Annotated in this window: 12 protein-coding genes; all 12 read left to right on the top strand. The window is 70.6% G+C overall.

Annotation, left to right across the window (positions count from 1 at the left end):
• Positions 1 to 3: 3 nt before the first annotated feature.
• Genes rsmH through AABA78_RS05395 form a run of 12 tightly spaced genes read left to right on the top strand, consistent with a single transcriptional unit; the run spans position 4 to position 14542 of the window.
• Positions 4 to 909 (top strand): 16S rRNA (cytosine(1402)-N(4))-methyltransferase RsmH, encoded by a 906-nt coding sequence (gene rsmH / locus AABA78_RS05450; RefSeq protein WP_338261939.1) that lies wholly within the window; start codon positions 4 to 6, stop codon positions 907 to 909.
• The gene (locus tag AABA78_RS05445) at positions 906 to 1298 is read left to right on the top strand and encodes a cell division protein FtsL (RefSeq protein WP_171415299.1); all 393 of its coding nucleotides are present in this window, start codon (positions 906 to 908) and stop codon (positions 1296 to 1298) included. Before rsmH ends, AABA78_RS05445 begins: the two co-directional genes overlap by 4 nt.
• Positions 1295 to 3316, top strand: a complete 2022-nt coding sequence (locus AABA78_RS05440) for a penicillin-binding transpeptidase domain-containing protein (RefSeq protein ID WP_171415302.1) — start codon at positions 1295 to 1297, stop codon at positions 3314 to 3316. Before AABA78_RS05445 ends, AABA78_RS05440 begins: the two co-directional genes overlap by 4 nt.
• Before the next feature lie 51 nt (positions 3317 to 3367).
• Complete coding sequence (locus tag AABA78_RS05435) at positions 3368 to 4906, top strand: UDP-N-acetylmuramoyl-L-alanyl-D-glutamate--2,6-diaminopimelate ligase (protein WP_171415304.1); 1539 nt, start codon at positions 3368 to 3370, stop codon at positions 4904 to 4906.
• Between the two features lie 24 nt (positions 4907 to 4930).
• Positions 4931 to 6331 carry a UDP-N-acetylmuramoyl-tripeptide--D-alanyl-D-alanine ligase gene (locus AABA78_RS05430; RefSeq protein WP_338261938.1) on the top strand — a complete coding sequence of 467 codons (1401 nt, stop codon included), beginning with the start codon at positions 4931 to 4933 and terminating at the stop codon, positions 6329 to 6331.
• The gene (gene mraY / locus AABA78_RS05425) at positions 6331 to 7509 is read left to right on the top strand and encodes a phospho-N-acetylmuramoyl-pentapeptide-transferase (protein WP_171420265.1); all 1179 of its coding nucleotides are present in this window, start codon (positions 6331 to 6333) and stop codon (positions 7507 to 7509) included. The genes AABA78_RS05430 and mraY overlap by 1 nt, the downstream gene beginning before the upstream one ends.
• Positions 7510 to 7544: 35 nt before the next feature.
• Positions 7545 to 8915 carry a UDP-N-acetylmuramoyl-L-alanine--D-glutamate ligase gene (gene murD, locus AABA78_RS05420; RefSeq protein WP_338261937.1) on the top strand — a complete coding sequence of 457 codons (1371 nt, stop codon included), beginning with the start codon at positions 7545 to 7547 and terminating at the stop codon, positions 8913 to 8915.
• Positions 8916 to 8920: 5 nt separating this feature from the next.
• Positions 8921 to 10084, top strand: a complete 1164-nt coding sequence (ftsW, locus tag AABA78_RS05415) for a putative lipid II flippase FtsW (protein WP_171420263.1) — start codon at positions 8921 to 8923, stop codon at positions 10082 to 10084.
• On the top strand, positions 10081 to 11232 hold the full coding sequence (gene murG / locus AABA78_RS05410) for an undecaprenyldiphospho-muramoylpentapeptide beta-N-acetylglucosaminyltransferase (RefSeq protein WP_338261936.1): 1152 nt from the start codon (positions 10081 to 10083) through the stop codon (positions 11230 to 11232). Before ftsW ends, murG begins: the two co-directional genes overlap by 4 nt.
• Positions 11229 to 12653 (top strand): UDP-N-acetylmuramate--L-alanine ligase, encoded by a 1425-nt coding sequence (murC, locus tag AABA78_RS05405; RefSeq protein ID WP_120523260.1) that lies wholly within the window; start codon positions 11229 to 11231, stop codon positions 12651 to 12653. Before murG ends, murC begins: the two co-directional genes overlap by 4 nt.
• A gap of 3 nt (positions 12654 to 12656) precedes the next feature.
• Positions 12657 to 13589: a UDP-N-acetylmuramate dehydrogenase gene (murB, locus tag AABA78_RS05400; RefSeq protein ID WP_171420261.1), complete on the top strand. Its 933-nt coding sequence runs from the start codon at positions 12657 to 12659 to the stop codon at positions 13587 to 13589.
• Positions 13586 to 14542, top strand: a complete 957-nt coding sequence (locus tag AABA78_RS05395) for a D-alanine--D-alanine ligase (RefSeq protein ID WP_171420260.1) — start codon at positions 13586 to 13588, stop codon at positions 14540 to 14542. Before murB ends, AABA78_RS05395 begins: the two co-directional genes overlap by 4 nt.
• Positions 14543 to 14630 lie beyond the last annotated feature (88 nt).

The following is a 14630-nucleotide window of genomic DNA, read 5'->3' as shown; positions in this document are numbered from 1 at the left end:
CCCGTGGACTTCCAGCACCAGACCGTCCTGCTCCACGAGACGGTGGAGCTGCTGAACCCGGCGGAGGGCAAGGTGATCATCGACGGCACGCTCGGCGGCGGCGGCCACACCCAGGCGCTGCTCGCCCGGGGCGCCACCGTGGTGGGCGTGGACCGGGACCCCGTGGCGCTGGCGGCGGCCACCGCCCGAATGGGCGGCAACGCGCGCTTCCAGGCGCGGCAGGGCAACTTCGCGGACCTTTCCCGTGTCGCGCACGACCTCTTGCCCGTGGACGGCGTGCTGGTGGACCTGGGCGTGTCCTCGCCCCAGCTGGACGTGGCCGAGCGCGGCTTCTCCTTCATGAAGGACGGCCCGCTGGACATGCGCATGGGCGACACCGGCGTCACCGCCGCGGAGCTCATCGCGGAGACGGACGAGCGCGACCTGGCGCGGCTGCTCAAGGATTATGGAGAAGAGCCCTTCGCGCGGCCCATCGCCCGGGAGCTGAAGAAGGCGCTGCCCCAGCGCACGCTGGAGGCCGTGGAGGTGGTGAAGCGCGCCGTGCCTCGCAAGGCGTGGCCGGACCGCATCAACGTGGCCACCCGCACGTTCCAGGCGCTGCGCATGGCGGTGAACGGGGAGCTGGAGGCGCTGGACGCGCTGCTCGCCGCGCTGCCCTCGCTCCTCAAGGTGGGCGGCCGCGCCGCCGTCATCTCCTTCCACTCCCTGGAGGACCGGAAGGTGAAGGAAGCCTTCCGCGCCCTGGTGGGCGGGTGCACCTGTCCGCCGGGCTTCCCGGTGTGCGTGTGCAACAGCCAGGGTGATTTCGCCCTCGTGTCCAAGAAGGCCGTCGCGGCTTCCGAAGCGGAAGTCGAGGCCAACCCCCGCTCTCGCAGCGCGCACCTGCGCGCGGTGGAGAAAATCCGATGAGCAAGGCCCTCTCGCGTCCCTCCGTGTCCGTGGCCGGCGTGCTGATGCACCTGTTGCCCGCCGTCATGCTCTTCACCCTCTTCGCCGGCGTGGGCATCCTCCACGTCACCAGCCGCGTGCTGGTGGTGGACATGGGCTACCGCCTGTCCAACGCGGAGGGCGAGAGCCGCTCGCTCACCCGGGAGAACGACCGGCTGAAGCTGGAGCTGGCCACGCTCAAGGCCCCGGGCCGCCTGGAGCGCGTGGCGCGTGAGCAGCTGGGCATGGCCATGCCCAAGGGCGGCGCGGTGGTGTCCCTGGCGGACGAGCGCGTGAAGGGCTCCGGCACCGCGCAGGCCCGCTCCGCGGCGCCGGCCGTCCGCGTGGCGGAGCGGGGGACCGGGCGGTGAGGGACCTCAAGAGCGCGCGGATTCCAGAGTCGAACACGAAGGGGCTCCGGCTGCGGGTCCAGCTCTTGTTCGGGCTGTTCCTCACGCTCCTGGGCACGGCGTTCGGCCGCGCGGTCTACCTCCAGGTCTTCCAGCAGGAGAAGCTGCGCGGCCTGGCGCAGGACCAGTACGTCCGGCAGATCGACATCCCGGCCCGGCGCGGAGACATCTTCGACCGGCGCGGCACGCCGCTGGCGCAGAGCGTGGAGGTGGACTCCATCTGGGTGGACCCGTCCATGCTCCCCGACGTGCCGCAGGCGGCCCGGCAGCTCGCGCGCGCCGTGCACCTGGACGGCAACGACGTGGCCGCGCGCCTGTCCCGCGCCAAGCGCTTCGCGTGGGTGAAGCGCCAGGCGAAGCCCCAGGAGGTGGAGGCGGTGAAGGCGCTGGGCCTGCCCGGCCTGGGCTTCACCAAGGAGCCCAAGCGCTTCTATCCCCAGCGCGAACTGGGCGCGCACATCGTCGGCATGGTGGGCACCGACGGCCACGGCCTGGAGGGCCTGGAGCTGGCCTTCGAGGACGAGCTGTCCGGGCAGAACTCGCGCACCTCCGGCTTCCGGGACGCCAAGGGCCGCAAGCTGATGGTCCAGGGCGCCATGGATCCGCTGGAGCGCCAGGGCGCCGCGGTGACGCTCACGCTGGACCGCCACCTCCAGTACGTCGCGGAGAAGGCGCTGGCCAAGGCCGTGGAGGACGCCAAGGCCGTCGCGGGCATGGCGGTGGTGCTGGACCCTCGCACCGGGGAACTGCTGGCGCTGGCCAACAACCCGCGCTTCAACCCCAACACGCCGGAGGACGGCGTGAAGAACGCCATCCGCAACCGCGCCGCGCTGGACGCCTTCGAGCCCGGCTCCACGATGAAGGCCTTCGTGGTGGCCGCCGCGCTGGAGCAGAAGGCCATCACCCCGGACCAGCTGTTCTTCTGTGAGAACGGCGCCTTCCGCATTGGCCGCCACACCATCAACGACACCCACCCGCACGGCTGGCTCAACGCGCAGGGCATCCTCCAGGTGTCCTCCAACATCTGCGCCGCCAAGGTCGCGGAGGCCCTGGGCCGGGAGAAGATGGTGGCCGCCTACCACGCCTTCGGCTTCGCGGAGCGCACCGGCCTGGCGCTCACCGGCGAGAGCCGCGGCGTCATCCCGTTTCCAAAATCGGACATCTCCCTGGCCACCCAATCCTTCGGCCAGGGCATGACCTCCACCGCCGTCCAGCTGGCGGCGGCCTACGGCGCGCTGGCCAACGACGGCGTGCTGATGCGCCCGTACCTCGTCTCCAAGGTCGTGGACCCGGACGGCGTGGTGCTGCTGGAGAACCAGCCCACGGAGCTGCGCCGGGTCGTTTCCCAGAGGGTGGCGCGCCAGGTCGTGGGCATGCTCGAGAGCGTGGTGGTCAAGGGAGGGACCGCGCCCAAGGCCGCCATGGACGACTACCGGGTGGCCGGCAAGACGGGCACGGCGCAGAAGGCGGACCCCGTCGCCCGGGGGTATTCCGACAAACGCATCGCGTCGTTCGCGGGCATGGTGCCAGCCGAGGCACCGCGTGCCGTGATTCTCGTGGTGGTGGACGAACCCAAGACAGACGTATACGGGGGGAACGTGGCTGCCCCTGCCTTCAAGGAAATCGCTACCGCTGCCATGGCCCACCTGGCCGTGCCCCCGTCCCGGACGGTGGCACCCGCCGAGGTGGCCGCGGCCGCCGTGCCCGTGGTGCCCCCTCCGGCACCGAAGGCGCTGGCGAAGGCCGTGCCCGTCCGGGCCGGCCTGGAGGATGCGGTGACCGAGACCCCGGAAGCCGGCACGGTGCGTGTGCCGGACGTCCAGGGTCAGGCAGGAAGAGAGGCCGTGGTGAAGTTGCTCGCCGCGGCGTTGGAGCCACAGCTGCAAGGCAGTGGACGAGTCGTATCTCAGACCCCCCCCGCCGGTGCGCTGGTGGAGAAGGGGGCCCGGGTGACGCTGGAACTGGCGACGCGGCAATGAGGCCGTGTCCTTTCCAGGCCCCGCATCAGCAATGCGTGTGAAGGGGAAGAGATGAAGCTGACGGATGTCCTCGCAGGGTGTGGAGCCGAGCAGACCTCGGGCGGCCGTTCCGCGGTCGACGTCACGGGAGTGACGCAGGATTCGCGGCGCGTGAAGCCGGGGGATCTCTTCATCGCCGTGCCGGGCCTGAAGGAAGACGGGGCCCAGTTCATTGGCGAAGCCGTGTCGCGCGGTGCCGTGGCCGTGGTGTCGGAGAAGCAGGGGCAGTCCTCGCAGGTGCCGTTCTTCAAGGTGAGCAGCGCGCGCAAGGCGCTGGCCCTCATCGCGGCCAACTTCCACGGCCGCCCCGCCGACAAGCTCACGCTCCTGGGCGTCACCGGCACCAACGGGAAGACGACGACCACCTACCTGCTGGAGGCCATCCTCGCGACGGCCGCCATGTACACGGGTGCCAACCCGCCGGGCGTCATCGGCACGCTGGGCTACAAGTTCAACGGCAAGACGACGGAGCTGGCCAACACCACGCCGGACCCGCTGGAGCTGCACCGCATCTTCCGTGAGATGGTGGACGCGGGCGTGGAGACGGTGGTCATGGAGGTCTCCAGCCACGCGCTCGCGCAGGAGCGCGTGCACGGGCTTACCTTCAAGGCCGCGGGCTTCAGCAACCTGTCCCGCGACCACCTGGACTACCACAAGGACCTGGAGGAGTACTTCCAGGTGAAGCGCAAGCTCTTCGTGGAGAACCTGGGCGCCTCCGGCACCGCCGTGGTCAACGGCGACGACACCTTCGCCAGCCGCATCTACAACGAGCTGCGCGGCCAGAAGCGCATGGCGTGGAAGTTCAGCCGCACGGGCGCGGGGGAGATTTCCGCCGCGGACGCCGCCTACTCGCTCAAGGGCATCGAGGCCACCCTGAAGACGCCCGCGGGCGACATCAAGGTGAAGAGCAAGCTCTTGGGGCCCCACAACCTGGAGAACATCATGCTCGCCGCCGGCATCGCGCTGGGCGCGGGCATCAGCCGCTCGGACGTGAAGAGCGGCATCGAGCTGGTCTCCCAGGTGGCCGGCCGCATGGACCGCGCGGAGAACCACCGCGGCGGCCCCGCGCCGGCGGTGCTGGTGGACTACGCGCACACGGATGACGCGCTCAAGCGCTCCATCGAAGCGGCGCGCACGCTGGCCAAGGGCCGCGTCATCGTCGTCTTCGGCTGCGGCGGCGACCGCGACAAGGGCAAGCGCCCGCTGATGGGCACCGTGGCCGCGGAGGGCGCCGACCTGGTGATGGTGACCAGCGACAACCCGCGCACGGAGGACCCGGAGGCCATCATCGCGGAGGTGACGCCGGGCCTGGAGAAGGGCGGCCTGCGCCGCATCTCCGCGGGCAAGGCGAAGGTCGGGGAGAAGGGCTACCTCGTGGACGCGGACCGCCGCGCCGCCATCGAGCAGGTCATCAACCTGGCCAAGGACGACGACGTCGTCCTCATCGCCGGCAAGGGCCACGAGACCTACCAGACGGTGGGCACGGAGAAGCTCGCGTTCGACGACCGCGAGGTCGCCGCGCGCGCGCTGGCCAACCGCATCCCGGGCTGAACGCCCCAGGCCACACCCCCCTCCATGGCCGCTCGATTCTCCGATGACGAGGTGGTGCAGGCGACGGGTGCGACCCGTCGCGGGGAGCCCGTTGCCGCGGGCTTTCCCGCCGTCTGCACCGACACCCGGTCGCTCACCCCCGGGTGTCTCTTCGTGGCGCTGCAGGGCGAGCGCTTCGACGCCCACGACTTCGTGGACGGCGCCCAGCGCCAGGGAGCGGCCGGGGCGGTGGTGAAGCGGGGGAGGGCGCTGCCGGCCCTGCCCCCGGGCTTCGCGCACTACGAAGTCGACGACACCCTGGCCGCGCTGGGCGGGCTGGGGGCGCTGCACCGCCGCCGCTTCCAGATTCCGGTGGCGGCGGTGGGGGGCTCCAACGGGAAGACGACCACCAAGGAGATGGTGGGCGCCATCCTGGCCACGCGGGGCCCCGCGCTGAAGACGGAGGGCAACTTCAACAACGAGGTGGGCGTCCCGCTCACGCTCTTCCGGCTGGAGCCGTCCCACGTGGCGGCCGTCATCGAAGTGGGGATGAACCAGCCGGGCGAAATCGAAAGGCTCACCCGGAAGGTGCAGCCGGACGCGGGTGTCATCACCGTGGTCCAGCCGGAGCACCTGGAGGGGCTGGGCAGCCTGGAGGGCGTGGCGGAGGCGGAAGGGGAGATGTTCCGCGAGCTCTTGCCCCAGGCCACCGCCGTGGTGAACGTGGATGACGCGCTCATCGTGCGCCAGGCCGCGCGCAGCGGCGCGAAGCACCTGACGTTCGGCCGGGCGGAGGGCGCGGACGTGCGGCTCGCCGCCGTCCACACGCTGGGCCGCGACGGCATGGTGGCCACCGTGCGCTACCAGGGGAAGGACTGGCCGGTGCGCCTGCACTTCGTGGGGCCGCACAACGCGCAGAACGCGACGGCGGCGTTCGCGACGGCGCTGGCCCTGGGCTACTCCCCGGAGGAGTGCGTGAGGGGCCTGGAGTCCGCGCGGCCGTACGCGCGCAGGCTCAACATCGTGGACGGCAGGAACGGCGTCACGGTGGTGGACGACTGCTACAACGCCAACCCGGCCTCCATGGAGGCCGCGCTCGTCACGCTGGGCACGCTGGTGCCCGAAGGCGGCCGGGCGGTGGCGGTGCTGGGCGACATGCTGGAGCTGGGCTCGGGTGAGGCGGAGGAGCACGCCCGGCTGGGTGCGCTCGTCGCGCGGCACGCGAAGCTGGTCGCGTTCTTCGGCCCCCGGTCCTCGGGCGGCCTGCGGAGCGCGGACATGAAAGATTCCGCCGCCCACTTCACCGAAGTGGAGCCATTGGTGGCGTGGTTGACGCCCCGGCTCTCTCCCGGTGACGTGGTGCTGGTGAAGGCCAGTCGCGGCATGCGATTGGAGCGCGTGGTGGCGGCCCTCACCGGCGCGTCCCCCCCCGGAGGGAGTCACTAGTGCTGTACCTTCTGTACGAGCTCATCCAGAACACCGAGGCCGGGCGCGTCCTCAACTTCCTGCGCTACCCGACCTTCCGCATCATCGCCGCGGGCGTCTTCGCCCTGCTCCTGGGGATGCTGATTGGCCCGCGCCTCATCGCGCGGCTGCGCCTGAAGCAGCACGGGCAGAGCAACGTGCGCGAGGACACCCCGGACACGCACCAGAAGAAGAAGGGCACGCCCACCATGGGTGGCGCGCTCATCCTCATCTGCATCGCGGCGGGCACGCTCCTGTTCGCGGACCTCAAGTCGCGCGGCGTCTGGGTGATGATCCTCCTCACCTTCGGCTACGGCTTCATCGGCTTCCTGGACGACTGGCTCAAGCTGTCCAAGCGCAACTCCAAGGGCCTGGCCGGGCGCAAGAAGATGGTGCTGCAGACCGTCTTCTACCTCATCGCCATCTTCGGCCTGATGTGCACGTGGACGAAGGCGGACGGCTCCTTCGGGCCCACGCTGCTCATCGACACGCGGCTGACGCTGCCGTTCGTGCCCTCGCACTGGTTCAACCCGGACCTGGGCTGGTTCTACGTCGTGTTCGCGTGGGTGGTCATCGTGGGCACGTCCAACGCGGTGAACCTCACGGACGGCCTGGACGGCCTGGCCATCGTCCCCACCATCGTGTCGGCGGTGACCTTCTGCGTGCTCTGCTACGTGGCGGGCACCACGCTGCACATCGCGGACACGGAGACGGTGAACGGCGTCGCCAGGCTCACGGCCACGCCGCTGTACCGCTACCTGGGCATCCTCCAGGTGCCGGGCGGCGCGGAGCTGGCCGTCTTCTGCGCGAGCATCGTGGGCGCGGGCATCTCCTTCCTCTGGTTCAACACCTACCCGGCGTCGGTGTTCATGGGCGACATCGGCTCGCTGGCCCTGGGCGGCGCGCTGGGCGGGCTGGCGGTGTTCTCCAAGAACGAGGTGGTCTCCGCCATCATCCACGGCATCTTCTTCGCGGAGGCGCTCTCCGTGATGATCCAGGTGGCGTCCTTCAAGATGACGGGCAAGCGGGTCTTCAAGATGGCGCCCGTGCACCACCACTTCGAGCTCAAGGGACTGGCCGAGCCGAAGATCATCGTGCGTTTCTGGATTGTCGCCATCCTCTGTGGTGGCGTGGCCCTGCTTTCCCTGAAACTGCGCTAGTCGCTTAGCTCTCGTAGACGAGGTCGGCCCGCCCCATGAATCCCTCGCTGTCCGGTCGGAAGGTCGCGGTGTTCGGGCTGGCCAAGAGCGGCGTCGCGGCGCTCCGGCTGCTCGTCCAGCAGGGCGCGAAGGTGACGGCGCTGGACGCGCGCTCCGAGGACGCGCTCGGCGACGTGGCGAAGGAGCTCCGCGCGAAAGGCGTCGAGCTCGTCACCGGCGCCACGCCCGAGGGGCTGCTCACCCGCCAGGACCTGGTGGTGGTGAGCCCGGGCGTGCCGCTGTCGCTGCCGGAGCTGGAGGCCGCGCGCACGTCGGGTGTCCCCGTGTGGGGCGAGATTGAACTCGCGGGCCGCTACCTCACGGGCACGCGCTTGCTGGGCATCACCGGCACCAACGGCAAGAGCACCACCACGGCGCTCACCGGCGAGCTGTACGCGAAGGCGGGCCTGCGCACCTTCGTGGGTGGCAACCTGGGCCGTCCGCTGGCGGAGGCGGCCATGTCGCCCGGGGACTGGGACGCGCTGGTGGTGGAGCTGTCCAGCTTCCAGCTGGAGGGCATCCACCAGCTCAAGCCCACGGGCGCGGCCATCCTCAACCTCACGCCGGACCACCTGGACCGCTACGCCAACCACGCCGAGTACGGCGCGGCCAAGGCGCGCATCTTCATGAACCAGGACGCGGGCAGCGACTTCGCCGTGGTGAACGCGGACGACGCGGCGGTGATGGGGCTGGCCACGTCCGCGCGCGCGCCCGTGTACGGCTTCAGCCTCACGGGCCGCCCGGTGGTGGACGCGCCGAAGCTGGCGGGGCTGGCCATCGCCCGGCCCGGCGGCTTCGAATTGGAGTTCGCGGGCGAGTCCTACACGCTCACCAACCGCTCGCTCCGGGGCGCGCACAACGCGCAGAACGCGATGGCGGCGGCGCTGCTGGCGCGGCTGGGCGGCGTGGCGAAGGACGCGGTGCAGGCGGGCCTGGACAGCTACCCGGGCCTGGCGCACCGGCTGGAGAGCGTGCGCGTGCTGGACGGCGTGGAGTGGGTGAACGACTCCAAGGCCACCAACGTGGACTCCGTGCTGGTGGCGCTCAAGGCGTTCGCGGGCGACGTGTGGCTCATCGCGGGCGGCAAGGGCAAGGGCGCGCCGTACGCGCCCATGGTGGAGGCGGGGCAGGGGAAGGTGAAGGGCGTGCTGACCATTGGCCAGGACGCGGACGCGCTGGCGCGGGCGTACGCGAACGACGCGCCGGTGCACGCGTGCGGCACGCTGGACGCGGCGGTGGCGAAGGCGCGTGAGGTCGCGCGGCCCGGGGACACGGTGCTCCTGTCCCCGGCGTGCGCGTCGTACGACCAGTTCAAGAACTTCGAGGACCGGGGCGACACGTTCAAGCGCCTCGTCGGGGCGCTCTGACCGTGATGAAGACCTCTCCTCCGGCCGCCCCCGTGCGGTTCGATCCGATTCTGCTGTGCGCGGTGCTGGCGCTCGTGGCGCTGGGCCTGGTGATGACGTACTCGGCCAGCGCGGTGCTCGCGCAGGACAAACTGGGCGACAGCCTCTACTTCCTCAAGCGCCAGCTGTCCGCCGCGGGCCTGGGCCTCGTGGCCATGGCGGTGGCCATGAAGCTGGGGTGGCGGAAGCTGGCGCGGCTGGCGTACCCGCTCCTGCTCATCGCCATCGTGCTGCTCATCGCGGTGGCCATCCCCGGCATCGGCACCACGGCGGGCGGCGCGCGGCGGTGGATCCGCCTGCCGGGCTTCAGCCTCCAGCCCGCGGAGATCGCCAAGTTCGCGTGGCTCGTCTACCTGTCCTATTCGCTCGCGAAGAAGCGGGAGAAGGTGGCCACGTTCTCCATCGGCTTCCTGCCGCACCTGGCCCTGTGCGGCATCCTGGTGCTGCTGTGCATGCTCCAGCCGGACTTCGGCAGCAGCGTGCTGCTGGTGTTCATGCTCTTCGTGCTGCTGTTCGCGGCGGGCACGAAGCTGTCGTACCTCGTGGGGTCCGTGCTGCTCGCGCTGCCGCTGGCCTTCGTCGCCATCGCGACCAGCCCGTACCGCATGAAGCGCATCCTCGCGTTCCTGGACCCGTGGGCCCACCGGCACGACGTGGGCTACCAGGTGGCGGAGTCGCTCATGTCCATCGGCTCCGGTGGCATCACCGGCCTGGGGCTGGGGGACGGCCGGCAGAAGCTGTTCTTCCTGCCGGAGGCGCACACGGACTTCATCTTCTCCATCCTCGGTGAGGAGCTGGGGCTCATCGGCGTGGGGCTGCTGGTGGTGCTGTACGCCGTCGTCCTCTGGCGCGGCATCCGCGCGGCCCTGGCGGCGGGGGAGACCTTCGGCACGTACCTGGGCCTGGGCATCAGCTCCATCATCGCGTTCCAGGCCACGGTGAACATGTGCGTGGCCATGGGCCTGTTGCCCACGAAGGGCCTGACGCTGCCGTTCGTGTCCTACGGCGGCACGTCGCTGGTGGTGCTGATGGGCTCCGCGGGCGTGCTGTTGTCGCTCAGCGCGAACACCCAGGGCGCGGCGCGGCCGGTGCGCACGGGCACGACGGACCTGCGGGAGGTGACGGCGTGAAGGTGCTCATCGCGGGCGGCGGCACCGGCGGCCACCTGTTCCCGGGCATCGCGCTGGCGGAAGAGGTCGTCACGCGCCATCCGAACAACCAGGTCGTCTTCGTGGGCACCGAGAAGGGCCTGGAGGCGCGCGTGGTGCCCAAGGAGGGCTACCCGCTGGAGTTCGTGAAGGTGCAGGGGCTCAAGGGCAAGGGCCTGCTCGGGCTCATCAAGGGCCTCATCGCGCTGCCGCTGGCGTTCCTCGCGTCGTTCCGCATCCTGTCGCGCCAGAAGCCGGACGTGGTGGTGGGCGTGGGCGGCTACGCGAGCGGGCCGGTGGTGCTGGCCGCGTGGCTGATGGGCATCCCCACCGCCATCCAGGAGCAGAACGCGCTGCCGGGCCTCACCAACAAGGTGCTGGGCCGCATCGTGAAGGTCGTCTTCACCGCCTTCGAGGAGGCGCGGACGTACTTCCCCGAAGCCAAGGTGCAGATGATTGGCAACCCCATCCGCAAGAAGCTGATGGACAACTACCTGCGCAGCAGCGCCGCGCACGAGAAGTTCACCGTCCTCATCTTCGGCGGCAGCCTGGGCGCGCGCGGCCTCAACAACCGCGTGCTGGACGCGCTGGACTCGCTGGGGGACGTGAAGGAGCAGCTCGACATCGTCCACCAGACGGGGAAGCTGGACCTGGAGACGGTGAGGAAGGGCTACGCGGACAAGGGCTTCGCGGACGTGGCCCAGGTGGTGGAGTTCATCGACGACATGTCCTCCGCCTACGCGAAGGCGGACCTGGTCATCTGCCGCGCGGGCGCCACGTCGCTGGCGGAGCTGACGGTGTGCAAGAAGGCCAGCATCCTGGTGCCCTTCCCGCACGCGACGGACAACCACCAGGAGGTGAACGCCCGCGCGCTGGTGGACGCGGGCGCGGCCCTGATGTTCCGCGAGTCGGAGCTCACCGGGCAGAAGCTGGCGCAAGAGCTGCGAGGCCTGATGACGGACCCGGCGAAGCTCAAGCAGATGGCGAAGAAGGCGGGCATCCTGGGCCGCCCCGCCGCCGCGAAGGAGCTGGCGGACGTGTGCGTGGACCTGACCACCCAGGCCTGGGGCCCGGGCGGACGGGACCGCGGACCCAAGGACGTGAAGAAGGCCCCCGGGAGCAAGGCATGAGCAGCAAGACCGTCAGCAACAAGCCCGGCAGCCTCTTCAAGACGCGCCACGCGGCGCACGTGCACTTCGTGGGCGTGGGCGGCATCGGCATGAGCGGCATCGCGGAGGTGCTGCTCAACCTGGGCTACCGCGTCTCCGGCTCGGACCTGCGCGAGAGCGACATCACCCGCCGCCTGGCGAAGCTGGGCGCCACGCTCTACGAGGGCCACAAGGCGTCCAACCTGGTGCACGCGGACGTGGTCGTCATCTCCTCCGCGGTGCGCAAGGACAACCCGGAGGTGGTGACGGCGCGCCAGCGCAAGATTCCCGTCATCCCTCGCGCGGAGATGCTCGCGGAGCTGATGCGCCTGAAGTACGCGGTCGCCGTCGCCGGCAGCCACGGCAAGACGACGACGACGTCCATGGTGGCCACGGTGCTGTCCGCGGCGGGCCTGGACCCCACGGCGGTGGTGGGCGGCAAGGTGAACGTGCTCGACTCCAACGCCAAGCTGGGCAAGAGCGAGCTGATGGTGGTGGAGGCGGACGAGTCCGACGGCAGCTTCCTCAAGCTGCACCCGTCCATCGCGGTCGTCACCAACATCGACCCGGAGCACATGGACCACTACGGCGACCTGGAGACGCTCCAGTCCGCCTTCGTGGAGTTCTGCAACCGCGTGCCCTTCTACGGCCTCAACGTGCTGTGCCTGGACAACCCCAACGTCCAGGCGCTCTTGCCGCGCATCGAGAAGCGCTTCGTCACCTACGGCAGCTCGCACATGGCGGACTACCGGCTGGAGGGCATCGCGCTGGACGGCTTCACCACCACCTTCCGCGCCTTCCGCCGCGAGGAGGACCTGGGCGAGTTCCGCGTGCGCATGGTGGGCGCGCACAACGCCTTCAACGCGCTGGCGGTGGTGGCCATCGCGGAGGAGATGGACATCCCGCTGGAGACGGTGCGCGGGGCGCTGGCGGAGTTCGGCGGCGTGCAGCGCCGCTTCACCGTGCGCGGCGAGGTGGGCGGCATCACCGTGGTGGACGACTACGGGCACCACCCCACGGAGGTGATGGCCACGCTGTCCGGCGCGCGCCGCGCGTTCGGCCGCCGGGTGGTGGCCGCCTTCCAGCCGCACCGCTACACGCGCACGCACGACCTGATGAAGGAGTTCGCCACCGCGTTCAACGACGCGGACGTGCTGCTGGTCACCAGCGTCTACGCGGCGGGCGAGGAGCCGATTCCTGGCGCCACCGGCGATGCGCTGGCGGAGGCCATCCGCGCGCACGGCCACCGCGACGTGACCTTCGTGGAGAAGCGCGCGGACGTGGCGAAGGCGCTGCTGGAGCGCGTGCGCGAGGGCGACCTGGTGCTGACGCTGGGCGCGGGCGACATCACCCAGGTGGGCCCGGACCTGCTCACCCTGATGGGCGCGGCGAAGGGCGGGTAGGGGATGGAGCCGGGGCAGGTGACACCGCTGGCGGCGCGCGTGGCGCGGCTGCCGGGCCTGGACGTCAAGCCGGGGGAACCCCTGGCGCCGCTCATCAGCGTGCGCGTGGGCGGCCCGGCGGAGGCCCTGGTGCGGCCGCGCTCGCCGGACGCGCTGGTGGACCTCTTGCGCCTGGCCCGCGACGAGGGCCTCCCCGTGACGGTGCTGGGCGGCGGCGCCAACACGCTGGTGGGCGACGGCGGCGTGCCGGGGCTCACCGTGAAGCTGCCCCCGGATTTGTTCCCGGAGGTGCTGGACGTGGGCCCGGACGACGGGCGGGTGACGCTGGGCACGGGCGCGGCCATCGCCCGGCTGGTCAACGTCATGCGCGCGCAGGGACTGGTGGGCGCGGAGTTCCTCGCGGGCATCCCCGGCACCCTGGGCGGCGCCGTCACCATGAACGCGGGCACCAAGAACGGCGAGTGCTTCCGCGTGGTGGAGGCCATCGAAGTGGCCACCGCGGACGGGGTGGGGTGGCTGACGAAGGCGCAGGTGCCGCACACCTACCGTCACGCCACGCTGCCCGCTGGAGGTATCGTCACCCGCGTGCGCTTCCATCTTCCCAAGGGCGATGTCGTGGCCAGCAAGGCGGCCATGGACGCGGACTTGGGCTACCGCAAGCGCACGCAGCCCTTGAGTCAGCCCAACTTCGGCAGCGTGTTCACCAACCCGCCGGGCGACCACGCCGGGCGGCTCATTGAACTTGTCGGCCTGAAGGGGCACACCCTGGGGCGCGCGCAGGTGTCCACGCTGCACGCGAACTGGATCGTCAACCTGGGCGGCGCGGCCGCTCGCGACGTGCGGGGCCTCATCACCCTGATGCAGGACCGGGTACAAGAGGCCACCGGCATCGTCATGCACCCCGAAGTCAAATTCGTCGGAGTCTTCCTTCCATGACCATCGGTCCTCGAGGCTTCACCCCGGCTGAGTTGAAGGCCAAGCGCGTCGGCGTGCTGTACGGCGGCCTCTCCAGCGAGCGCGAGGTGTCCCTGCGCACCGGCGCCGCCGTGGCGGGCGCGCTCAAGGGGCTGGGCTACGACGTGGTGGAGATCGACGTGGGCAAGGACCTGCCCGCGCGCCTCATCGCGGAGAAGGTGGACGTGGCGTGGCTCGCGCTGCACGGCCGCTTCGGCGAGGACGGCTGCGTCCAGGGCCTGCTGGAGGCCATGTTCATCCCCTACACCGGCAGCGGCGTGATGGCGTCCGCGGTGGGCATGGACAAGGTGTACGCGAAGGAGATCTTCGTCGCGCGCGGCATCCCCACGCCGCCCTACCGGGCGTTCGACTCGGCGGAAGCGGCGCTCGCGGAAGCGGACCGCCTGCCGTTCCCCTTCCCGGTGGTGGTGAAGCCCAGCCGCGAGGGCAGCAGCGTGGGCGTGCACATCTGCAAGACGCGCGAGGACTACACCGCCGCCGTCCAGGACGCGGCGAAGTACGCGGGCACGCTCCTGGTGGAGCAGTTCATCAAGGGCCGGGAAGTGCAGGGCGGCGTGCTGGACAACGAGGCCCTGGGCGTCATCGAGGTCAAGGCCGCGCGCGAGTTCTACGACTACGAGGCCAAGTACAAGGCCGGCAGCGGTACTCAGTATCTCTTCCCCGCGCCGCTGCCCCCGGACCTGTACGCGCGCGTCAACGAGGTCTCCCTGGGCGCCCACAAGGCGCTGGGGTGTTCGGGTGGCTCGCGCTCGGACGTCATCGTCACCGAAGCTGGCGACGTGTTCCTGCTGGAAATCAACACGCTGCCCGGAATGACGGCCTCCAGCCTCCTGCCCAAAATCGCGGCGGGGCGGGGCATCGACTTCCCGGCCCTCTGTGAGCGGCTGCTCCAGGGCGCTTCGCTCAAGGCCTGAGCCGCTCCGCGTTCTTTCCTGGAGTTCCGGACCCTTGCAGGGGCGGGGTGTCCCCTCGTGCCGCTACAGCGACGTGCCTGTAGCCAAA

It is taken from the genome of Corallococcus caeni, from assembly GCF_036245865.1.
GTDB classification, from domain to species: Bacteria; Myxococcota; Myxococcia; order Myxococcales; family Myxococcaceae; genus Corallococcus; species Corallococcus caeni.
Note: the sequence above shows the minus strand (reverse complement) of the source record. Positions and strands in the feature narration are given on the sequence as shown.

Excerpts from the sequence above, each read along its gene's own strand:
- AABA78_RS05445 (WP_171415299.1), top strand. The coding sequence starts at position 906 with ATGAGCAAGGCCCTCTCGCGTCCCTCCGTGTCCGTGGCCGGCGTGCTG.
- AABA78_RS05435 (WP_171415304.1), top strand. The coding sequence starts at position 3,368 with ATGAAGCTGACGGATGTCCTCGCAGGGTGTGGAGCCGAGCAGACCTCG.
- AABA78_RS05430 (WP_338261938.1), top strand. The coding sequence starts at position 4,931 with ATGGCCGCTCGATTCTCCGATGACGAGGTGGTGCAGGCGACGGGTGCG.
- murD (WP_338261937.1), top strand. The coding sequence starts at position 7,545 with ATGAATCCCTCGCTGTCCGGTCGGAAGGTCGCGGTGTTCGGGCTGGCC.
- ftsW (WP_171420263.1), top strand. The coding sequence starts at position 8,921 with ATGAAGACCTCTCCTCCGGCCGCCCCCGTGCGGTTCGATCCGATTCTG.
- murC (WP_120523260.1), top strand. The coding sequence starts at position 11,229 with ATGAGCAGCAAGACCGTCAGCAACAAGCCCGGCAGCCTCTTCAAGACG.
- murB (WP_171420261.1), top strand. The coding sequence starts at position 12,657 with ATGGAGCCGGGGCAGGTGACACCGCTGGCGGCGCGCGTGGCGCGGCTG.
- AABA78_RS05395 (WP_171420260.1), top strand. The coding sequence starts at position 13,586 with ATGACCATCGGTCCTCGAGGCTTCACCCCGGCTGAGTTGAAGGCCAAG.